Origin of the sequence: Bacillus siamensis KCTC 13613 (genome assembly GCF_000262045.1) — a bacterium.
Taxonomy (GTDB): domain Bacteria; phylum Bacillota; class Bacilli; order Bacillales; family Bacillaceae; genus Bacillus; species Bacillus siamensis.
This window is the reverse complement of the sequence record NZ_AJVF01000039.1, coordinates 826,358-846,167: the sequence shown is the minus strand read 5'-3', so window position 1 is coordinate 846,167 and position 19,810 is coordinate 826,358. Positions and strand designations below refer to the sequence as shown.

Genomic DNA, 19,810 nt, shown 5'->3' with positions numbered 1-19,810 from the left:
ACATGAATGTCATTTTTTTATTAAATACCAAAATAAAGAGCCGCACTGGCCAACAGATTAATCACAAAAATAAACAAAAAGATGTAACGGATGAATTTATTTTGCACCGGAGCAAATATAAAGAGATACAGTCCTGCCACTCCAAAAGTAAGAACAGGAAACAGCCACTCAAAGGATAAAGAAATGATATAACCGATAATCATAACAATCGGCACACCGATTAATGATAATTTACTTCTCATATGATTTCTGCCCCTTTTACTTAAAAATTGGTGTGATGTAAGCTTCAATAATGGCGGCAGCGATCAGCAGACAAATAATAAACAGCACCAATATTCCGATATGCCTGAACATTGAAGCTATTATCCTTCTCTCTTTAGAAAAACACAGCCTGATGACCAAATCAACGCCTTTAAAACCAATGGCGCCACTCAATAATAACGCAGGAACTTCAAATATACCATGAGGAATTAGCAGTAAAAAAATCTGATAAAAAGGAACCCCGCTATGCAGATTTTCGATAATAGAGCCGCTTAAAATAAACCCGTTGGTGAATAAATAAAAGATTGAGGTCAACCCAAAAGTAAAAAAACCTGCCGCTAAAAACAGACAAGCGATTGCATTATTTTTTAACAATTCAACCGCGCCTGACGAGCCATTATAAGACGCTGATGATACAAAGTGATCGGTAAAAACCGCAGCGATTGCACCGCCTGAAAAAAACAGCAATGACGCGGTTAACGGAATGGCGGACGTTCTGATTGCCGGCAAAATGCGGTTCATCATGTATAGATACGCTCAGCCATTTCTTCGATTTCTTCTAATGAATGCTCGGATGACTGATACTCCGCCGCAAAAACGCCGTCATGGATAATACCGATCGTATCGCACAACGAATGCGCCAGTTCCAGCAGGTGAGTCGATAACAGGACCGTATTCCCCTGTTTGACGTACTCCTTCAATAACGTCCGTATCGTTTTGCCGCTGATTAAATCAATGCCCGTCAGCGGCTCGTCAAGGATTAAGATCTTAGGCTGATGAATGAGCGCGGCAGCGATTGATAGTTTTTGTTTCATTCCGTGTGAATAGGTTTTAATCAGCTGATTTCCGTCTTGTGAAAGCTTCAGCGTCTCTAACATATTCTTTATATAATCATTTGTCCGCTGAGACGGCACTTGAAACATCTCCGCTGTAAAACGCAAGTATTCGACTCCCGTTAAGTAATCATATAAAAAAGCATGGTCGGGCACAAAACCGATATCAGCCGATATTTGCCCCCCCTCTTCTGAATCTATTTCTTTACCGTCAATCACGACGCAGCCTGACGTCGGTTTAAGCAGGCCCGAAATGATTTTCAAAGTCGTTGTTTTCCCGACTCCATTGGTCCCGAGCAAAGCGTAGATTGAGCCTTTTTTCACCTCAAAGGAAATATCCTTTAACACCTGTTTTTCACTATAGTTTTTTTGTATATTCACTAATTTAATCATTGTTCGCAAACCTTTCCGCCATATTAATTCTGCGAAGAAACAGAAACATGACTCCATAGTTTAATAGTGTGAACAGGACAAATATACCTGATGCAGAATGAATAAGCAGCGTTTCAAGTTCCGGCTTTTTATAAATAAAATATGACGTGATCGCAGCAATTTGAAGCGACACAATGAAAATCAAAGAACCGTATAAGTTGTTGTACGTCTTTGCTTTCCCGGCTTCTCCGATTTCGTACAGATGCTCCCAGTTTTTTTTAGGGTACAAGGCGGTGCTTGAAATCTGAACGAGACTGTATAAAAAACCCGAACATAAAAATACAATAAACAGGTAGACCGTCAGCGCAGCGGAGGACGGAAAAAACACCGTAATCAAAATGGTCATGATGAATGAATAGATAAGAGCCGCAAGATTATAAATACATACTTTCGGAAACACGAGCTGCCACGCATGCTTGATATTCCGGTGAAACAGATGCTGATTTTTTATTTCTCCGTCAACGGATAATACGGTTTTGAGCGCGTCCCCGACGAGCTGATACGAAAAGTTCGCAATGATAACCGCGGCGGATACGATGGCAGCTGCCGAATACCCGGTAAAATGATGAGAAAGCAGCGGAACACAAAAACCTAAAAACAGCATGAACAAATAAAGCATACTGCCGAAATTCCTGATAAAAAACCCGTCAATTCTCGTTAAAAACAGAAGGTCCTTTTGAAAAACGGCATGAAATATTTTGTTATTCCTATATAATTTAAGCTTTGGTGCAAAAGCCGCGTTTGTCAAAAACATATAAGGAATAAGATCCATTTTCTTCAGGGTAGCCGCCCACAGCTTAAACAGTCCAGCCGTAAAAAGGACGGCGGCTGCAAATACTGCTGCGAAAACGAGCACGGAATCTGAGCGGAATACCAGCCATACATACGGTGTATTCATGAGGATGTTCCGGAAAGCCGGCGACTCCGTAAATCCGGAAATGTCCTTTACCGTATACTCCCCAAACACGAGAAGATAAACGGCATACCCCACTGCCAGCGGCACCAGCAGGCTGACGCTGAATAAAATGCCCTTCATGATTTTCAAGTAAAACCATTTGCTCCACATATTCGTAAGAAGATAAACAACGTAAGAAAACAGCATAGATAAAAATAAATTGAGAAGAAAATAAACGAAGCCCAGGAAAAATACGATGACCGCTGCAGATCCAGCCATGCCTGCGCCGGTTAAAAACAAAAAGACCGGAAAAACAAAAAGATACCATACGAAAATGGTTTTTTTGATCGCCTGGCCGGTAAAAACTGAAAACAGCTGTAAAAAACGAACCTTTTTTAATTGATGAATGACCTTGCGCGTATCCAGCAGAAAAGCATTTTGATGTTCTTTAAAGAAGCCGGCAGCCCAAAAAAGCTGCTCCAATGAAACGGCGATTAAAACAAATTGCCCCCACGCGCTGATAGGAAGCTGAATCAGTTTTGTCCCGAATACAACGCCGCATCCCAGTAAAATAAGATAAACACATAACAGAGAAATAATAATGGCAGAAAGCAGTTTGCCGTTGAGTTGAGGAATTCCCCAATCTTCCTTTTTTTTGCGGAACGACGACAGGGTATTATATTTGATAAGAGCTGTAATTTGTCTGACTATCATACTTTCAATCCTTACATATGTATTTGGGAGAGAGGCTCTTTTTGCAGCTTGTACAAAAAGAGCAATTATTTATCGATCGATTTTACCAAGCAGCTGCGTATTTTTTGCCGTATTTCTTAATCATTGTTTTTGCTGTTGCAACGATTGCATAAGAAATCGCGCCTGCGCCTGTAACGATACCGATGAGAGAAATGATAGAAGCAATTGTTGAAGCCGCATCAATGATATCAATTGCTTTTTTAGCTGCTGCTGTAGAGATACCGAGAGTCGAAGCTAATTCAGCATTGGCTGAGAATGCATGAGCCGCCGCCACATTTAATTCAGTGCCAGTTAATAAAAGTGCATAAACCAACGTCGCTGCAGCAAGAGCCGCGCCAAACAAAATAAAAGATTTTTTATTAGATTTTACTAAGTTCATCTTAACATCCCCCTGCTCTGTTTTTAATATATAATAAAATTCAGCTTAATTGACTCTCTCCCGAGCTAAATTTTATCCGCCATAAAATAATTAAAGAAGATAGTGAAGAGTTTTAATAAAACAAAACATCCAGTTAAAATGATTCTCTTTCCTTTGCTGAGATCGGTAAGTTTTCCTGCGGCAGCATAAAGAGCCGCGATTGACAGAAGCAGAAATGGATCCAGCAGCTGTAAACTCAGTTTGGTGCCGCCGGCAGAATATATAAGTGAGGAATCAGCCGTTAAGTAGTTAACAACTGACAGAATCAACATTTTAAATGCTGAGATTAAAGAAGTCAGCGTATATAGAAGCAAATATATTTTTTTCGGTTTTTTTGTACCGAGAATAAAAGCGGCAACGAATAACAGAAACCCGCCTATCAGGATTTCCACAAAAGTGGTGAAGATCATAAACCCTTGCAGAAACATGACAATCGTACGAACACTTTTCTCCCCGATATCGTAGGTATTTTCTCCGACAGAAGAGTAATAAGACTGCAGCACTTTATCTGAAATACTGAATTGGAAGAGTAATGAACAGATCAAAATGATGAAAAAAGAACTTAAAAATATTTTTTTATTGCTCAATTGACCTATCATATTATCATCCTTTTCTTACAAAATAAATGAACTATTCTATACTTTTACAATTTAGTTTATTCCTATCAAAAAATCAATATCCTTTCGAAAAATATGACTTTAGAACGTGTTGTTAAAGAGGATATTTTTCATAGTTTTTAATGCTATATACCCTTTATTTTTTTCTGAATTTGCAAATAGTATGATTTGGACAATGGATTTGAGATATAGAGAGAATGACCTGCGGAATGAGACACAGGATCCAAAAAAGGAGGATATCGCTATGTATCCTCCGGATGTATGACCGCCAGCACCTGATGATCTTCCCATCTTCCATTTATTTTTACATTTTTTCTCGCAATGCCTTCTTTATGAAACCCAGCTTTTTCGAGCACACGGATTGACGCCTTATTGTGCGGCATGACTCCGGCTTCTATCCGATGCAGTTTCAGCTCATTGAATGCATAATCGGCTGCCAGCTTGACAGCCTTCGTCGCATCGCCTTTTCCGTTATGTTTGCCATCTAAAAAGCACCCGATGAAAGCGCTTTGGATGTCGCCCCGAACCACCTGAAAAAGGCTGATCGTGCCAATCAGGGTCTGATCCTGAAGAAAAATGCCGAAGCTGTATTCTGTGTCATTTTCCGCATTCTTCAGTGATTGTTCAATTCGTTTTTTCCGGCCTTCCAGCGTATAAAAATCCTCTTGTCTCGACATGGCAAACCGTTCAAAAAACATGCGGTTTTCGTCTGCAAAACCAGTTCCTGCTCTGCATCATTCAGGCTGAGCAGCCTGATATCAACGCTGTTTCCTTCCTGCATATGCATCGCCGTCCTTTTGTTTTAATCAGAAACGTTTTTTAATTGCCTTTTTCCCATGTTGTACGGTACGCTTTATCGCATCAATAAAGATCCCAGAATTTGACCGGAAAAGGTTCTTTTGTTGACTTAAACCGCACTTTAAGCCGTATCATCATATTGTGACAAGGAAAGAATAGTTTTGGCGGGTTTCCCGAAGATCCCAAAAAATATATTGATTGGATTGCAGCTGAAATGTTATCAAAGAAATGTAAAACAATTGGAAAAGAGGAGTTCATATGAAACTGACGGGAAATACAATACTGATTACAGGCGGAAATGCCGGAATAGGATTGGCTTTTGCAGAACGATTTTTAAAAGCGGGAAATAAAGTCATCGTGACCGGACGGCGTGAACATGCTCTTCAAAAAGCAAAGGAAACATTTCCGGATCTTATTACCTATGTCAGTGATTTGAGCATTCCATCTGAACGTGTATCACTGTTTGATTGGGTGACAGAGAACTATCCGGAAGTGAATGTGTTAGTCAACAACGCGGGGATTCAACAACGTTTTCATGTGCTGAAAGCGGATGCGAAGGACAATTGGGACTATTTCAATAAAGAAATCACAACGAATATTGAAGCTCCCTTCCACCTGTCTATGCTGTTCGCTCCGTTTTTTGCCGGAAAAGAAGATGCGGCTGTCATTAACGTCTCTTCGGGATTGGCTTTTACACCGCTTGCCATTGCACCGATCTATTCAGCAACGAAAGCGGCGCTTCATTCATTTACAATGAGTCTGAGACACCAGCTTTCTGATTCAGCTGTAGAAGTGATTGAAGTTGCGCCTCCGGCAGTCAATACAGATTTAGGCGGAGCAGGACTGCATACGCAAGGAGAACCGCTGGATGAATTCGCTGATGGGATTTTTAAAGGACTTAAAGAGGGCAAACTTGAAATCGGATATGGTTCTTCTGTGGAACGGCTGCGCATGTCCCGGGATAAAGCCGATGAACACACGGCAAATATGTACAATGCAATGAAACATACAATTGAATAACATCTTTGAAAAAGAAAACCCGCTTCTGTTGAGCGGGTTTTGCTTTTATTAAACAAACGCCATTGTTAAGATAGACGTTATATTTTTTCATCCTAAGAATGGCAGGTTGAGCCCTAGCACTCTTCCGGCGTACCGGCGTTTTTGGCCGTGCGGAAAGAAGATCCGCAGCCGCAGGAAGCGATGGCATTCGGGTTGTCAATGGTGAAGCCGCCGCCCATCATGGACTGTTTGAAGTCGATGATCGTGCCGGTCATAATATCGAGGCTGTCGCTGTCGACCAAAACGGTGATTCCGTGCTGTTCAAACATGCTGTCTTTTTCGCCTTTTTCATGCTCAAATCCCATTCCGTAAGACAGGCCGCTGCAGCCGCCGCCTTTTACGCCCACACGGAGGAACGCGTTTTCTTCTTCATGCTCTTTCATCATATCTTTTATATGCAAAGCTGCTGCTTCAGTGATGGTTACTGGAACACTCATAGGTAGACCTCCTTTTTTAAAAACGAATACTGATGTCTATTATAAACCTTGAGAAGCGTATTTCTCAAACGAGCTGTTTTACAAATAATAGACGCCGCTGCATACGGTTTCGGCGGGACCTGTCATCAGCACGTGCCCATTGTCCTGCCAATTAATCACAAGGTCGCCTCCCGCTAAATGAACGGTGATATCCCGGTTTCGTTCAGAGACACCGTTCAATACGGATGCGACAGCCGCCGCACAGGCGCCTGTTCCGCAAGCCTGTGTAATGCCGGACCCGCGTTCCCATACACGGAAATGAAGTTCATCCGCGCTGACGGTTTCCACAAACTCGACATTGACGCCTTCCGGGAATCTCGGGTCTTTTTCAATGACGGGGCCGAGCGTTGTAAGAGGCGCTTGACTGATATCTTCAACCGGAAAGACAATATGGGGGTTTCCCATTGATACGGCAGTTCCTGAAAGCTCCGTCTCTCCAAAAACAAAGGTCTCATCGATCGTCCGTTCATCTTCATTGCCTAGCATCGGCAGCTCTTTTTTGGTCAGGCGGGGTTCGCCCATATCAACGGCGACTTCACGCACTATCCCGTTGTCCTCCGTAATGTCTGCTTTCACAAGACCTGAGAGCGTTTCAATGAAAAAGGACGTTTCTTCTGTCAGCTTATGTTCGTATGCATACTTTGCCACACAGCGAAGGCCGTTGCCGCAATTTTTTCCTTCTGAACCGTCATTATTAAAAATCCGCATTTTGACGGGCGCTTTTTCTGACGGACAGATGAGGATCATGCCGTCAGAACCGATGCCCGTATGAATGCTGGACACTTTAACGGCAATCTCAGCCAGCCGTTCTTCCGGCAGCTGTTCTTCGAATTGATTAACATATATATAACTGTTTCCAAGACCGTGCATCTTGGTAAAACGGAATGAATTCATATCGGCCTCCAACTTTTTTTCTTTTACTTAGTATAAAAGCTCTTCCCCTCGGACACAATACAAATATCCCCCGTTTTTCATACATAAAAGCTCCCTGCATATGCAGGGAGCTTTTATCGTTTACTAAATAAACATGCCGGCAATCGCCGCGCTGAGAAGGTTAGCGAGTGTTCCCGCAATAACCGCTCTTAACCCGAGGCGCGCGATGTCCGAACGGCGGCTTGGTGCCAAACCGCCCAATGTGCCGAGCATGATCGCAATGGAAGAGAAGTTGGCGAATCCGCACAGCGCAAAGCTGATAATCGTAGACGTTTTTTTAGAAAAGTCCGCAATATGGGGACCGAAGTTGGAATAAGCGACAAACTCATTCAGCACAAGCTTTTGTCCGATATAGCTTCCCGCTCCCAGCGCTTCATGCCAAGGAACGCCGATAACAAATGCGATCGGTGAAAACACGTAACCGAGAATGGATTCTAATGTAATATGTTTGAAACCGAACCAGCCGCCGATTCCGCCGAGAATTCCGTTCACTACGGCGATGAGCGCGACAAACGCAAGCAGCATGGCGCCGACGTTTAGCGCAATTTGAAGGCCGGTGGACGCGCCTTTTGCCGCGGCATCGATCACATTAGCGGCGCCTTCGCCTTCTTCGTCCATATTAAAGTCACCTTTAACCGTCTGCGTTTTTTCTGTTTCCGGTATTAATATTTTTCCGAACACGAGACCGGCAGGAGCCGCCATGAAGCTGGCCGCCAGCAAGTACTCGATCGGAATGCCTAACAGGGCGTATCCGAAAAGCGTCGAACCCGCTACAGCCGAAAGGCCGCTCGTCATAATCGTAAACAGCTCGGAACGGGTCAATCCCGCAATCAGCGGTTTAATGGCAAGCGGTGATTCAGACTGTCCGACAAAAATATTCGCAGCCGCCGCAAGCGATTCTGTTCTGCTTGTCCCAAGAAGCTTTGACAGTCCGCCTCCGATGACGCGAAAAATAAGCTGCATGATTTTCAGGTGATACAAAACCGCAATCAGCGCTGAGAAAAAGATAATGACCGGCAGAACACTCAGCGCGAAAGCCGGGCTGCTGCCCACTTTTAACAGCGGGCCAAAAATAAAGCTGATGCCTTCGTTCGCATAATCAATAAGAAGCTGCACACGGCTTGAGAACCATAAAAATACGGCCCGGCCGGCGTCCCACTTTAATACGATGAATCCGAAGGCCATTTGTAAACATAAACCGACAATGACGGTTCGCAGTTTAATTTTGCTTTTCTTCTCTGATAACAAAAAAGCAATGGCTAATATAGCAACTGCCCCGAGCAGCCCCCAAACGATATTCAATGAATCCACCTCTAAAATTTTATTTAAAAAAAGTCTTTATTAAGATAACAATATTTATTTTTGCTGTCTACAAATTTTTTATTTTGCCAAATCCCGGGGCGCATAAAAAAAGAGGCCCGTTCGGAGCCTCTGATTAAAACATCGGATTTTCTTCTATGAATGTATATATGTTGTCAACCAATTCAGCAGGCGTGCCTCCCGTGACCACTTCGCCGTTAACCAAGGCGAACAGGGATTCCATGCATTTCCCGCAATAGCTTAAACAGCCATATTCAAGCACGTCCAAGTTCGGATCCTTCTCTAAGATCTCAAGTGCTTCCTGGGAACCGCGCGCTAAATTGCTGACACAGAATTCAATCATCGGATTCATGCGGTTTCACCTCACATATGTACCTTATCCTAACGGAATTTCCTCTATTCGTCAAAGATCCGGTTTCACGCTCAATGTTATCGTAACATATTAATTCAGGTTAAAGGTTTTACTATTACACGTTTTCTGGTCAATTTGTAGGTTATTTTAAAACTATTATTGTGGTTTTAGATCAAATTCGATATAATTCTAGATGTTATTTTACATAGTTCGTTATTTTGTAACAACATTGACTACCATATTTTTCGGGCAAAAGGGGAATCATTATGAAAAAATTGGTCTTGATCGGCGGGGGTTACGGAAACATGCGGGTGCTGCACCGTTTATTGCCGAACCAGCTTCCGTCAGATACATCCATCACGCTGATTGATAGAAACCCGTATCACTGCTTAAAAACAGAATATTATGCGCTCGCCGCCGGCACGATTTCTGATCATCATATCAGAGTGTCCTTTCCAGAGCATCCGAATCTGGATGTTCAATACGGTGAGGTGGCTTCCATCGACACGAAAAACAAACAAGTTCTGTTTCATGACCGCGAACCGATTTCTTACGATGACGCGGTGATCGGACTGGGCTGCGAGGATAAGTATCATAACGTGCCCGGCGCGCCGGAACATACTTACAGCATTCAGACCATTGATCAGTCACGCGAAGCCTATCAAAAGCTGAACAACCTCGGCGCCAATGCATCTGTCGCTATCGTCGGAGCGGGATTAAGCGGCGTGGAGCTTGCCAGTGAATTAAGAGAGAGCCGTGACGATCTGAAGATTATATTATTTGACCGGGGCGATCTGATTTTATCAAGCTTTCCGAAAAGGCTCAGCAAGTACGTTCAAAAGTGGTTTGAAGAGCACGGCGTCACCATTATCAATAATGCGAATATTACAAAAGTGGAAGACGGCATCGTTTATAATCATGATGAAGGAATACCGGCCGATGCCATCGTGTGGACGGCGGGAATTCAGCCGAATAGAGCCGTCAGAGAACTGGACGCTGAAAAAGATCCGCAAGGCCGCATCGTTTTGACACCGCACCATAACCTTCCGGGCGATGAGCATGTTTACGTCGTCGGTGATTGCGCGTCCCTTCCGCATGCGCCGAGCGCTCAGCTTGCTGAAGCGCAGGCGGAGCAAATTGTGCAGGTTCTTTTGAAACGCTGGAACAATGAAGAGCTGCCGGAAACAATGCCGCAATTTAAGCTGAAAGGCGTCCTCGGCTCACTCGGAAAAAAAGCGGGTTTCGGTCTTGTCAACGACCGTCCGCTGATCGGGCGTGTGCCGCGCCTGTTAAAATCAGGCCTTTTATGGATGTACAAGCATCATAACGGCTGATAATGGAAAAGCCGCTGATTGCGATCAGCGGCCGTTTTTATGAGCCCGCCACATAGCCGCGCTTTTCCATTTCTTCATATATATCTTTTAAATGCGGATTCCCTTCTCCTACAATGACATCTTCCACCAGCACAAGCGGATAGAAAAATTCATCGTTTCTGATTCGCTCCGCAAGCTCTTTTGCCTCCTTTTGCTGAGGCGGTGTGTCAATATCAATATACTGCATGTTAAAAGGCTGCTCCGGATATTTCCGTTTCAGCGCCGCCTCCAGCCATTCAAACGTATCTTTGGCGCTCGGCATATTTACGCAGCTTGCGCAGAGCGTTTCAGCGCCGTAAACACTGAGCGTCACCGGCTTTGTCATGTTTATCATCCCCTTTCCACCAGTATACAAAGGACGGGGCAGCTTTTGTATAAAAAACGGTTTTTATGTTCAAGTTTAAATATGCTATAATGAAGAAAGCAGCATTGCAAACCAAACATTAGATTTTTACCGTTACTGTGAATATAATGGTTTTATGCATATGAAAGGAGCGAATCTCATGACTGAGGTTGAAATGAAAGAGCAAGTACAGGAAGTATTGGATAAATTACGCCCGTTTCTGCTTCGTGACGGCGGTGACTGTGAGCTTGTCGACGTTGACGAAGGCATTGTAAAGCTTCGTCTCCTTGGCGCATGCGGCAGCTGCCCAAGTTCAACGATTACGCTGAAAGCCGGAATCGAACGCGCCCTTCTTGAAGAAGTGCCGGGTGTCGTTGAAGTAGAACAAGTATTTTAATAACAAAACCAGGCTGATGACAGCCTGGTTTTTATTTTATTTTTGGAGATAGTCATTAAACCATGAATAAATATAACGGATGCGCTTGATCCGCTGTTCCGGATGGCCGCTTCTCGACAGCTCATGCGTGGCTTTCGGAAATCGGATGAACGCCGTCGTTTTGTTCAGCTTCTTCAACGCGATAAAGAACTGCTCAGCCTGTTCTATCGGACAGCGGTCATCACGCTCGCCGTGCAGGATGAGAAGAGGCGTTGAAACGCGGGACGCATATTTTACAGGTGAACGGTCCCAAAGCTTATCCGCTTCCTCAAACAGATCATGCCCAAGCTGCCAGTCGGTAAAAAAGAAGCCGATATCGCTGACACCGTGGAAACTGAACCAATTTGAAATGGAGCGCTGCGTGACGGCTGTTTTAAAACGGCCGGTCTGCCCGACAATCCAATTCGTCATAAATCCTCCGTAGCTTCCGCCCGTCACGCCGAGACGGCCGCTGTCAATAAACGGATACGCCTGAATGGCTTCATCCACCGCCTGCATGACATCACGGTAATCTCCGCCTCCGTAATCGCCTCTGACACGATTGACGAAATCCTGCCCATAGCCGTGGCTTCCCCTCGGATTGACATAGACGACAGCATATCCTTGCGCGGCCAGCACTTGAAATTCATGAAAATACGTATGTCCGTACATCATGTGAGGCCCGCCGTGTATGTATAGAATGAGGGGATAAGTTTGATCTTCTTCAAAAGCCGCAGGCTTTAAAAACCAGCCGTGCACCGTCAGTCCGTCTTTCGTTTCATATTGCAGCTTCTCCGGCACGGATATGATGCGTTCCTCTGTAAAACAATCATTGTTGTTTGTCAATTGCTTCTCTTTACCGTTTTCAAATGAAATGCTGTAAAGCTCAGAAGGCCGGGCGGGTTTGGCAATTACGGCGATACAGCTTTTCTGATCGGGATGAAAAGCAAAACCGTTCACATACTCTTCTTCTAATCGGATCGGATATACGAGGCCGTCAATCGAGATATAATAAATACCGGTGCTTCCCTGCTCGCTCCCGAGGACGTAAAATCCCTGCCCGTCATTTGTCCAAACCGGCCGGGGCGTCACTCCTCCTACGAGAGAATCGGCAATAAGCGCATCGCTCAAATGAACATCCAGCATGTCGGTTAAGCAGGACAGCCGCTCATTTTTCACATCGTACAGCCACGCTTTTTCTAAGGTCGCGTTGCGAAATTCATTCTCATGGCCCAGCATCGCGATATAAGAACCATCCGGTGAAAACACGCAGGAGCCGAAAGAACCGCTGTGCGGGGTAATCTGTTTGAGATCGCCGTCTGCGAGATTCATCAGGTAGACATCGCTCGGCTTTCCGGCGTCACCGGGATCGCATAAATTGGCGGTAAACGCAATCTGCTTGCCATCCGGTGAAAATGCCGCGTCATCATGATCCGCTTCATGGTCTGTCAGCTGCTGAACCTTCCCCGTTTCAAGATGAATCAGCACAAGCTGTGTCCGGCTGCCATTGAGCAGACCCTTCCCGTCGCGTTTATATGTTAATGACTGAATGTCGATTGGCTCATATTCGTCATGCTTCTTTTTTTCTTTCTCATCGGCGCGCTCCGCTGATGTCAGACTGACGGACACAAGCACGGATCTGCCGTCGGGAGCCCATATCGGATCTGACACGCCCCAAGGGATATCAGACGCCTTTTCCGCCTCTCCCCCGGCAGTGTCTACGATGTACAGCTGAGGGACACCATCCTCCCTGTCAGAAACAAAAGCAAGGCGCCGTCCGTCAGGCGACCATCGCGGACTTGTATTTTTACCGCTTCCGAATGTCCACGGCTTTGAGGTGCCGGATTCTGTGTCGTACACCATAATGGCTGAGGAATAGGAGTCCCGTTTATCATTGACAGTTGTCCGGACGTATGCGGCCCGTCTGCCGTCAGGGGCGTATTGGGGATCTGTCACGGATACGAGAGACGCAATGTCCTCCTCGGTTATAAGTTTTTTCAATCGTTTCTCCTCCTTTTCTCTTTTATTTCGCTTCCCTAAATAAAAATCCTCTCCAGAAAAAGAAAGCGTCCTTCTCTGATGGGAAGAACGCTTATTACCATTATACACTTTTCATTTGCTTTAAAGGGTTCCGTTCGATTACGCTTCCTTCTGACGGGACGGTAAGCGACGCAATCTCACAGTGCGGAAAATGCTGAGAAAGGTGGCTTCTCATCTCTTCTCCTTTTCCTTTTGCAGTCAGGACAAGAATCGTCGGGCCCGCTCCGCTCAGCGCCGTCCCATAAGCGCCTTTCATTTCTGCCGCATGCTCCACCTTCGAAAGCTCAGGAACAAGCATGGCGCGGTACGGCTGATGCAGCATGTCTTTTCTCATCATTTTCCCCGCGAGCGCCCAGTCATTTGACATGATCGCAGCAACAAGAAGGTTGCTGACGGCGCTTGCTTTAACGGCGCCGCGGTACGGCAGTTCTTTCGGGAGGACGTCTCTTGCGTCCCTGGTCAGAACTTCGTAAAACGGAATAACCGCAACAACGTCGATATCCGCTTCGGCTGTACGCACGATATGTGTTTCATCTTCTTCATGAAGGCCGATCACAAGCCCTCCTGCGAGAGAAGCGGCGGCATTATCAGGGTGCCCCTCTTCAAGACTGGCTAAGTGCAGCTTGTCACTTTCCGGCAGCTGCAGGCCGCATAACTCATCCGCAAGCTCAATGGCGGCGACGATAGCGGCTGCGCTGCTGCCGAGGCCTCGCGCAAGGGGGATGTCACTCCACACCTTGACATGCGCGGGCGGCAGCTCTTTCTGATAACGGTCAGCCGTCCGTTTGGCGACTTGATAGATGAGGTTGTCCGTTCCTTGAGGGATGCCCGCGACAGTTTCCGTCTCCGCCGAAAACGTCCATTCATCATTTCGGAAAACCGAAAGCTTCAAATATCTGCTGAGCGCCATCCCGACGGAATCAAAGCCCGGTCCTAAGTTGGCGGTGCTTCCCGGAACCGTAATGGAAAACAGCATCTCCGCCTCATTCATACACGCGCCGCTCCATTTAAGTATTCGAGAATACTGTCTTCATCTGTCGGCAGCGTGATCGGTTTTATCTCAGATATGTCTACAGCCGTGTTCGGATCTTTCAGGCCGTTTCCGGTCAAGACTGCGACAACCTTGCTTCCTTTTGGAATTTCACCGGATTTCACCTGTTTTAAAACGCCGGCGATGGATGCACAGGAGCCCGGCTCTGCAAATACGCCTTCTTCACGGGCAATCAGCTGATAGGCGTGAAGGATTTCTCCATCTGTGACCTCATCAATTTTTCCGGCTGATTCTTCCGCTGCGAGCACGGCTTTGTCCCAGCTGGCAGGGTTCCCGATCCGGATTGCCGTCGCAACGGTTTCGGGATTTTTAATGACCTCGCCGCGAACGATGGCTGCAGAACCTTCCGCCTCAAAACCGCGCATCTTCGGAAGGCCGGTGCCGTTTTTCTCATGGTATTCTTTGAACCCTTTCCAGTAGGCCGTAATATTCCCGGCGTTTCCTACCGGGATCGCCAGAATGTCAGGCGCTCCGCCGAGCTGTTCGCATACTTCAAAGGCCGCTGTTTTCTGCCCTTCAATCCGGTACGGGTTTACCGAATTCACTAATGCAATCGGAGATTTTTCACAAATCGACCGGACGATGGCCAGCGCGTCGTCAAAGTTTCCGTCAATCGCGATGATTTCCGCTCCGTACATGACGGCCTGCGCAAGCTTTCCGAAGGCGATTTTTCCGTCCGGAATGATGACGATGCATTTCATGCCTGCTCTCGCTGCGTATGCCGCAGCCGCCGCGGATGTGTTGCCTGTTGAAGCGCACATGATGGTATCATTGCCTTCTTCTTTCGCTTTGGCGACCGCCATCACCATGCCGCGATCTTTAAAAGATCCCGTCGGATTAATGCCCTCCGTTTTCACATGCAGCTCAATTCCGAGCTTTTCGGAAAGCTTCGGAAGATGAATCAGCGGCGTATTTCCTTCATGCAATGTCAGGGCCGGCGTTTGTTCCGTCACCGGCAGAAATTCTTTATATTGATGGATGAGTCCTTTCCACATTAGCTCCAACCGTTCCCTTCTACGCGATATGTGCTTTTTACTTCCTGTACGACTTCGAGATCATTTAAGTTTTGCAGAATGTCGCTGAAATCTTCTTCTGATGTATGATGCGTGACAATCACGATTTCCGCTAGATCATCGCGGCCTTTGATCGGCAGCTGCAGAATTTTTTCAAAGCTTACGCCGCGCTCTGAGAAAGCGGATGTGATTATTGAAAAAGAGCCGACCTGGTCTTTGACGTGAATTCTTAAAAACTGCTGGGCGTAGATATCTGACGGCTGCTTCAGATTTCTTTCATACTGCGGGGCGACAAAGCTGTTTCCGTTTACGCCGAGACGCATGTTTTTCATAACCGCGACCAGATCGGAAACGACTGATGTCGCAGTCGGCATGCTTCCGGCGCCGGGGCCGTAAAACATCGTTTCTCCGACAGCTTCTCCGTATACGTAAACGGCATTAAACTCGTTATGCACCGCAGCGAGCGGATGATGATCAGGGAGCAGTGTCGGCTGAACGCTGACCTCGATTTTATTGTCATCACGCTGGGCGATGCCGATCAGCTTCATTGTGTAGCCGAGCCGTTTGCTGAAGCTGATGTCTTCATCCGTAATCCGGGAAATTCCTTTTACTTTGACATCGTCCAAGTCGACATTCATAGAGAAACCGAGACGGGCTAAAATCGCCATCTTGCGTGCGGCATCGAGTCCTTCTACATCGGCAGTCGGGTCCGCTTCCGCGAATCCGAGATCCTGCGCTTCCTTCAGCACTTCTTCATACGGGCTTTTTTCTTTAATCATTTTCGTTAAGATGAAGTTCGTCGTTCCGTTGACGATTCCCATCATTTTTGTAATCCGGTCAGAGGAAAGCCCGTCTTCGAGTGTACGTAAAATCGGAATTCCGCCGGCGACACTCGCTTCATAATACAAGTCACAGCCATTTTCCTTTGCGGCGGCTAAAAGCTCTGAGCCGTACACAGCGATCAGATCTTTATTTGCTGTCACGACATGTTTTTTCGCTTTCAAGGCGTCGAGCAGGTATTGCTTCGTCTGTTCGACACCGCCGATGACTTCAATAATCACATCGACCTCAGGGTCATCGATCACATCATAGACTTCCGTCGTCAGCACTTCTTTCGGCAGGTCTGCGTCTCGTTTTTTATCAATATCTTTAACTAGCACTTTTTTGATCGTCACCGGACAGCCGACCTGGTGCATAAGCTTATCCTGATGATCTTGTATAATTTTGACGACACCGCTTCCCACGGTTCCCAGTCCTAACAGTCCAATACGAATTGCTTCCAAAGAGAAACTCCACCTTTCTTCCTTTTGTCCACTTGAAAAGGACAACTGTTAACCCTTCACAGACATTTAAGTTACAAATATTATATAAGCCCGCTTTTGTTTTGACAAGCGGCTGAATATTGATTTCGCGGTCATGAAAACGCTTAACACACTGATATGACAAGATTCTCTATTTTCTAAATATTTTTGCGTTATATTTTCTTACGAAATGCTTCCTTTTCCGAGCCAGGCGACAGGCGGGACAAAAACCTGCGCCGCTCTGACATTCAGCATGTCGTGACATGTCTGCAAAAACTGTTCATAACGGGTGCAGTCGGCAAGAATGTAGTCCAGCTGCTCTTCATAAAAATGCTTTTCAGACTCATCGGAGATGTAATAGCTCTCCACCGTCTCGAAAAAATGGAGCGGAAACAGCAGGCGGCTGTAAAACAGGCGTTTGGAAAAGGAGGATAACGGCGTAACTTGCTCATATTCCTGCAAAAATAAAAACCCGTCATTGAGCAAGTCGTCACGATGATACAAATACGTGCTGCGCATATATTCCGCAATATCACGGGCTGCATGATCGAATACCCAATCTCCCGGAATGCGGATCAATGAATCAGCTGACCAGGTATCCCGCTCCATCCGCTGATGGCAGATCGTCCCAGAGTCTTCCGCGCCGGGATTGTCATCCAGCTCCGTATCCACTAAATATTGAATGGCATTTTCCGCTAAGCCTGAATAATAAGGAAATGCTTCGATCATTTTCTTTTCGAACGGTTCAAGCGGAGACATATGAATTTTCTGCATCCAAAATGATTCCAGCTGATCCACCCGTTTTCCCCATAAGTCCTTCCATTGGCCGATTCTGCCCGCTTCTTTCACTTCGTAAGGAAAGCCCCTCCCTTTTCTGTGGAATTCAGCAAGCTCCCCTCCGACAGAAAACGACCGGTTTGAGACGGGAATCGGCGCTTTTAAGAGCGCATATGTTTTGCCTTCGTCCTCAAAGGTCAGTTCTCCTTCCTTCGTAAAGATAAACACTGAAACGTATGGGTCACTTTGTTCTTGTAAATACTGACTCATGTAATAAAGCTCCGTCAGCTCTGATTGCGAAAAGCCGGAGACGGGAATAATAAGAAAGAAGGAATTAGGCGTCTGGAAGCATTGGTATTTCTGATAAACGGAAAGCTGTCTGACATGGATGCCGTATTTTTCTTTAATGATGCTTTTCATCATAATCACCTGCCTGAAAAATTAGAGCTATTCACATCGTAGTCATACGCCGGCGGAATTATGAATACATATTGTATTCCTTTGAATGAAGAGGAGAAACATCGTACACATCGGAAGGATGCTGTATAAACTAGTAAAAAAAGATTGGGTGAAGCAAATGTCAGAAAAGGAACAACTGAATCAGGTGGAAGCTGTCGCCAGAGCGCGTTTACAAGAACGGGGAGTTGAGACGGACGATATTGCCGAGCTTGTGTATTTCCTTCAGAAAAAATATCATCCTGATTTGACGATGGAGGTATGCAGGCTCAATGTGGACCGCGTCATCGCGAAACGCGAGGTGCAAAACGCGATTTTAACGGGAATAGAATTAGATGTGCTTGCCGAACAAAAAAAGCTGTCTGAACCGCTTCAGACCATTTTGGCGATTGATGAAAGCCTGTATGGGGTTGACGAGGTGCTCGCCTTCTCTATCGTGAATATATACGGCTCGATCGGCTTTACGAATTACGGTTATATTGACAAAGAAAAACCCGGCATTCTCGGGCGTTTAAATGATAAATCAACGGGCGAATGCCATACGTTTCTTGATGATATCGTCGGCGCAATCGCAGCAGCGGCTTCAAGCCGGCTTGCCCACAGCGCCAGAAATACAGAATAAGGACGGCCGTCATGGCCGTCCCTTTTTTATAGATGTTCAATCCATTCAGTTAAAGAGTCAATCGCATATGTCGGCTTCTGATCGTAACCGGCCATATGCTCACGCTTTGTCACTCCGGTATGAACGAGCAGCGTATCCATGCCCGCATTGATGCCGGCCATAATATCCGTTGCATAGTTATCGCCGACCATGAGTGTTTCGGAAATATCTGTTCCGAGCACACGCATCGCCTGTTCCATAATAATGGATTCCGGCTTGCCGATAAAGACAGGCTCGACGCCCGTGGACACCGTCAAAACGGATGTCAGTGAGCCGTTCCCCGGCAAAAGCCCTCTTTCAGTCGGAATGGCGACGTCTCCGTTTGTTGAAATAAACCGGGCGCCGTTTCTGATCGCAAGACATCCCGTGGCCAATTTTTCATATGTAATGCCGCGGTCAATTCCCACAACGACAAAGTCCGCGTTTTCTTCTCCGAAGCTCAGCCCGTTTTCTTCGATAGCCTGGCGGATGCCTTCTTCGCCGATCACATACACCGACGCATCTTTTTTCTGCTGGGCGATATGCTGCGCAGTCGCCATGCTTGTTGTGAAGACCTGTTCTTCAGAGGCCGGAATGTCAAAGCTCATCAGCTTGTCCGCCACCTGCTTCGGCGTCCGGGAGGAATTGTTCGTCACGAATAAATACGGAATGCCGCGCGCTTTAAGCGTTCTCACGAATTCACACGCTTCTTCGATTTTTTCCGTCCCGTTGTACATTGTGCCGTCCAAATCAATCAAATATCCTTTATAATCCTTCATACTCAACACTCCTGTGGATTTTCTCACTTGTTGTTATTTAAATGCGGAAACAGGGCCTAACTCTGTTTCAAGGTAGGTTCTTACGCGGGCCGGAAAGGCTTTCAGCACGTCTCTGTTTGACGAGATCAGTGTAAACAGCTCCTGATGATCGGCGTGCTGATATTCCTGAACAAGCTGCTTTCTGGAAGAGATCAATTGCTTCAGCTTATTTCCTTCTTCCTCAGCTACCACCTTTTCGTCCGTCAGAATATCCATGATGTCGTCATAACTTCCCGGATCGCGCATGATAAAGCCGTCAATCATATCATTTCCGACATCGAGAATGCATTCGATCATAAGATGGCTGATCCGCTCAAGCGCTCTTTTTTCGATCTCGTTCTGCCAAGCCGGCGTGCTGTCAAACAGCGCCAGCTGATTCTCAAAAAAACGGAGTGTTTGTTCGATATTATTTCTGTCAACAAAATACACGTGACAG

The 19,810-nt window shown here is 46.0% G+C and carries 22 protein-coding genes and 1 pseudogene; 4 read left to right on the top strand and 19 right to left on the bottom strand.

From position 1 onward, the window contains the following. Nucleotides 1–20: 20 nt before the first annotated feature. The 7 genes and pseudogenes from Y79_RS0113025 to Y79_RS1000000120400 all read right to left on the bottom strand — a co-directional run bounded on the left by Y79_RS0113025 (nucleotide 21) and on the right by Y79_RS1000000120400 (nucleotide 4,990). Nucleotides 21–242 (bottom strand): DUF5970 family protein, encoded by a 222-nt coding sequence (locus tag Y79_RS0113025; protein WP_003151978.1) that lies wholly within the window; start codon nucleotides 240–242, stop codon nucleotides 21–23. A gap of 16 nt (nucleotides 243–258) precedes the next feature. Next, on the bottom strand, nucleotides 259–786 hold the full coding sequence (locus Y79_RS0113020) for a stage II sporulation protein M (protein ID WP_016938078.1): 528 nt from the start codon (nucleotides 784–786) through the stop codon (nucleotides 259–261). Continuing rightward, the gene (locus Y79_RS0113015) at nucleotides 783–1,487 is read right to left on the bottom strand and encodes an ABC transporter ATP-binding protein (RefSeq protein WP_016938077.1); all 705 of its coding nucleotides are present in this window, start codon (nucleotides 1,485–1,487) and stop codon (nucleotides 783–785) included. Before Y79_RS0113015 ends, Y79_RS0113020 begins: the two co-directional genes overlap by 4 nt. After that, on the bottom strand, nucleotides 1,480–3,135 hold the full coding sequence (locus Y79_RS0113010; protein ID WP_016938076.1) for a hypothetical protein: 1,656 nt from the start codon (nucleotides 3,133–3,135) through the stop codon (nucleotides 1,480–1,482). Before Y79_RS0113010 ends, Y79_RS0113015 begins: the two co-directional genes overlap by 8 nt. A gap of 82 nt (nucleotides 3,136–3,217) precedes the next feature. Next, nucleotides 3,218–3,553, bottom strand: a complete 336-nt coding sequence (locus Y79_RS0113005) for an uberolysin/carnocyclin family circular bacteriocin (RefSeq protein ID WP_003151973.1) — start codon at nucleotides 3,551–3,553, stop codon at nucleotides 3,218–3,220. Between the two features lie 65 nt (nucleotides 3,554–3,618). Continuing rightward, nucleotides 3,619–4,191, bottom strand: a complete 573-nt coding sequence (locus Y79_RS0113000) for a hypothetical protein (protein WP_016938075.1) — start codon at nucleotides 4,189–4,191, stop codon at nucleotides 3,619–3,621. 260 nt (nucleotides 4,192–4,451) lie between these two features. After that, a pseudogene (locus Y79_RS1000000120400) lies at nucleotides 4,452–4,990 on the bottom strand (GNAT family N-acetyltransferase). A gap of 275 nt (nucleotides 4,991–5,265) precedes the next feature. Between Y79_RS1000000120400 and Y79_RS0112990 the strand changes: the two are divergent. Further along, nucleotides 5,266–6,027: an SDR family oxidoreductase gene (locus Y79_RS0112990; protein ID WP_016938073.1), complete on the top strand. Its 762-nt coding sequence runs from the start codon at nucleotides 5,266–5,268 to the stop codon at nucleotides 6,025–6,027. Nucleotides 6,028–6,140: 113 nt separating this feature from the next. Here the strand turns inward: Y79_RS0112990 and Y79_RS0112985 are convergent, their stop codons facing one another. From Y79_RS0112985 to Y79_RS0112970, 4 genes are all read right to left on the bottom strand, one after another. Continuing rightward, the gene (locus Y79_RS0112985) at nucleotides 6,141–6,503 is read right to left on the bottom strand and encodes a HesB/IscA family protein (RefSeq protein ID WP_016938072.1); all 363 of its coding nucleotides are present in this window, start codon (nucleotides 6,501–6,503) and stop codon (nucleotides 6,141–6,143) included. Between the two features lie 78 nt (nucleotides 6,504–6,581). Then, nucleotides 6,582–7,436, bottom strand: a complete 855-nt coding sequence (gene dapF / locus Y79_RS0112980) for a diaminopimelate epimerase (RefSeq protein ID WP_016938071.1) — start codon at nucleotides 7,434–7,436, stop codon at nucleotides 6,582–6,584. 123 nt (nucleotides 7,437–7,559) lie between these two features. Then, a complete protein-coding gene (locus tag Y79_RS0112975; RefSeq protein ID WP_016938070.1) occupies nucleotides 7,560–8,777 on the bottom strand; it encodes a NupC/NupG family nucleoside CNT transporter in 1,218 nt (405 codons plus the stop codon). A gap of 133 nt (nucleotides 8,778–8,910) precedes the next feature. Continuing rightward, on the bottom strand, nucleotides 8,911–9,147 hold the full coding sequence (locus Y79_RS0112970) for a YuzB family protein (protein ID WP_007408721.1): 237 nt from the start codon (nucleotides 9,145–9,147) through the stop codon (nucleotides 8,911–8,913). 266 nt (nucleotides 9,148–9,413) lie between these two features. Between Y79_RS0112970 and Y79_RS0112965 the strand changes: the two genes are divergently transcribed. After that, nucleotides 9,414–10,481: an NAD(P)/FAD-dependent oxidoreductase gene (locus Y79_RS0112965; protein WP_016938069.1), complete on the top strand. Its 1,068-nt coding sequence runs from the start codon at nucleotides 9,414–9,416 to the stop codon at nucleotides 10,479–10,481. 37 nt (nucleotides 10,482–10,518) lie between these two features. Here Y79_RS0112965 and Y79_RS0112960 read toward each other — a convergent pair whose 3' ends face one another. Then, the gene (locus Y79_RS0112960) at nucleotides 10,519–10,845 is read right to left on the bottom strand and encodes a YuzD family protein (RefSeq protein ID WP_016938068.1); all 327 of its coding nucleotides are present in this window, start codon (nucleotides 10,843–10,845) and stop codon (nucleotides 10,519–10,521) included. A gap of 79 nt (nucleotides 10,846–10,924) precedes the next feature. Between Y79_RS0112960 and Y79_RS0112955 the strand changes: the two genes are divergently transcribed. Continuing rightward, complete coding sequence (locus Y79_RS0112955; protein WP_173363134.1) at nucleotides 10,925–11,260, top strand: NifU family protein; 336 nt, start codon at nucleotides 10,925–10,927, stop codon at nucleotides 11,258–11,260. Between the two features lie 36 nt (nucleotides 11,261–11,296). Here Y79_RS0112955 and Y79_RS0112950 read toward each other — a convergent pair whose 3' ends face one another. From Y79_RS0112950 to yutH, 5 genes are all read right to left on the bottom strand, one after another. Next, nucleotides 11,297–13,279: a S9 family peptidase gene (locus Y79_RS0112950; protein ID WP_029575316.1), complete on the bottom strand. Its 1,983-nt coding sequence runs from the start codon at nucleotides 13,277–13,279 to the stop codon at nucleotides 11,297–11,299. Between the two features lie 100 nt (nucleotides 13,280–13,379). Next, nucleotides 13,380–14,309, bottom strand: coding sequence for a homoserine kinase (gene thrB / locus Y79_RS0112945; protein ID WP_016938067.1), 930 nt, complete (start codon nucleotides 14,307–14,309; stop codon nucleotides 13,380–13,382). Then, nucleotides 14,306–15,364 carry a threonine synthase gene (thrC, locus tag Y79_RS0112940; RefSeq protein WP_016938066.1) on the bottom strand — a complete coding sequence of 353 codons (1,059 nt, stop codon included), beginning with the start codon at nucleotides 15,362–15,364 and terminating at the stop codon, nucleotides 14,306–14,308. The genes thrB and thrC overlap by 4 nt, the downstream gene beginning before the upstream one ends. Continuing rightward, nucleotides 15,364–16,665 (bottom strand): homoserine dehydrogenase, encoded by a 1,302-nt coding sequence (locus Y79_RS0112935; RefSeq protein WP_016938065.1) that lies wholly within the window; start codon nucleotides 16,663–16,665, stop codon nucleotides 15,364–15,366. Before Y79_RS0112935 ends, thrC begins: the two co-directional genes overlap by 1 nt. Nucleotides 16,666–16,866: 201 nt before the next feature. Beyond that, nucleotides 16,867–17,883, bottom strand: coding sequence for a spore coat-associated protein CotNH (gene yutH, locus Y79_RS0112930; RefSeq protein ID WP_155816742.1), 1,017 nt, complete (start codon nucleotides 17,881–17,883; stop codon nucleotides 16,867–16,869). Between the two features lie 154 nt (nucleotides 17,884–18,037). Between yutH and Y79_RS0112925 the strand changes: the two genes are divergently transcribed. Next, complete coding sequence (locus Y79_RS0112925; protein ID WP_029575315.1) at nucleotides 18,038–18,538, top strand: phosphatidylglycerophosphatase A family protein; 501 nt, start codon at nucleotides 18,038–18,040, stop codon at nucleotides 18,536–18,538. A 26-nt stretch (nucleotides 18,539–18,564) separates the two neighbouring features. Here the strand turns inward: Y79_RS0112925 and Y79_RS0112920 are convergent, their stop codons facing one another. Together Y79_RS0112920 and Y79_RS0112915 are read right to left on the bottom strand one after the other, a co-directional pair. Beyond that, nucleotides 18,565–19,335, bottom strand: coding sequence for a TIGR01457 family HAD-type hydrolase (locus Y79_RS0112920; protein ID WP_013353455.1), 771 nt, complete (start codon nucleotides 19,333–19,335; stop codon nucleotides 18,565–18,567). 33 nt (nucleotides 19,336–19,368) lie between these two features. Beyond that, complete coding sequence (locus Y79_RS0112915; protein ID WP_016938062.1) at nucleotides 19,369–19,803, bottom strand: DUF86 domain-containing protein; 435 nt, start codon at nucleotides 19,801–19,803, stop codon at nucleotides 19,369–19,371. Between the last annotated feature and the right edge of the window lie 7 nt (nucleotides 19,804–19,810).

Coding starts and splice junctions, on each gene's coding strand:
- thrB (WP_016938067.1), bottom strand. CDS start 14,309: ATGAATGAGGCGGAGATGCTGTTTTCCATTACGGTTCCGGGAAGCACC.
- Y79_RS0113025 (WP_003151978.1), bottom strand. CDS start 242: ATGAGAAGTAAATTATCATTAATCGGTGTGCCGATTGTTATGATTATC.
- dapF (WP_016938071.1), bottom strand. CDS start 7,436: ATGAATTCATTCCGTTTTACCAAGATGCACGGTCTTGGAAACAGTTAT.
- Y79_RS0112970 (WP_007408721.1), bottom strand. CDS start 9,147: ATGAATCCGATGATTGAATTCTGTGTCAGCAATTTAGCGCGCGGTTCC.
- Y79_RS0112965 (WP_016938069.1), top strand. CDS start 9,414: ATGAAAAAATTGGTCTTGATCGGCGGGGGTTACGGAAACATGCGGGTG.
- Y79_RS0113005 (WP_003151973.1), bottom strand. CDS start 3,553: ATGAACTTAGTAAAATCTAATAAAAAATCTTTTATTTTGTTTGGCGCG.
- Y79_RS0112990 (WP_016938073.1), top strand. CDS start 5,266: ATGAAACTGACGGGAAATACAATACTGATTACAGGCGGAAATGCCGGA.
- Y79_RS0113020 (WP_016938078.1), bottom strand. CDS start 786: ATGATGAACCGCATTTTGCCGGCAATCAGAACGTCCGCCATTCCGTTA.
- thrC (WP_016938066.1), bottom strand. CDS start 15,364: ATGTGGAAAGGACTCATCCATCAATATAAAGAATTTCTGCCGGTGACG.
- Y79_RS0112960 (WP_016938068.1), bottom strand. CDS start 10,845: ATGACAAAGCCGGTGACGCTCAGTGTTTACGGCGCTGAAACGCTCTGC.
- Y79_RS0113015 (WP_016938077.1), bottom strand. CDS start 1,487: ATGATTAAATTAGTGAATATACAAAAAAACTATAGTGAAAAACAGGTG.
- Y79_RS0113000 (WP_016938075.1), bottom strand. CDS start 4,191: ATGATAGGTCAATTGAGCAATAAAAAAATATTTTTAAGTTCTTTTTTC.
- yutH (WP_155816742.1), bottom strand. CDS start 17,883: ATGATGAAAAGCATCATTAAAGAAAAATACGGCATCCATGTCAGACAG.
- Y79_RS0112920 (WP_013353455.1), bottom strand. CDS start 19,335: ATGAAGGATTATAAAGGATATTTGATTGATTTGGACGGCACAATGTAC.
- Y79_RS0112985 (WP_016938072.1), bottom strand. CDS start 6,503: ATGAGTGTTCCAGTAACCATCACTGAAGCAGCAGCTTTGCATATAAAA.
- Y79_RS0112925 (WP_029575315.1), top strand. CDS start 18,038: ATGTCAGAAAAGGAACAACTGAATCAGGTGGAAGCTGTCGCCAGAGCG.
- Y79_RS0113010 (WP_016938076.1), bottom strand. CDS start 3,135: ATGATAGTCAGACAAATTACAGCTCTTATCAAATATAATACCCTGTCG.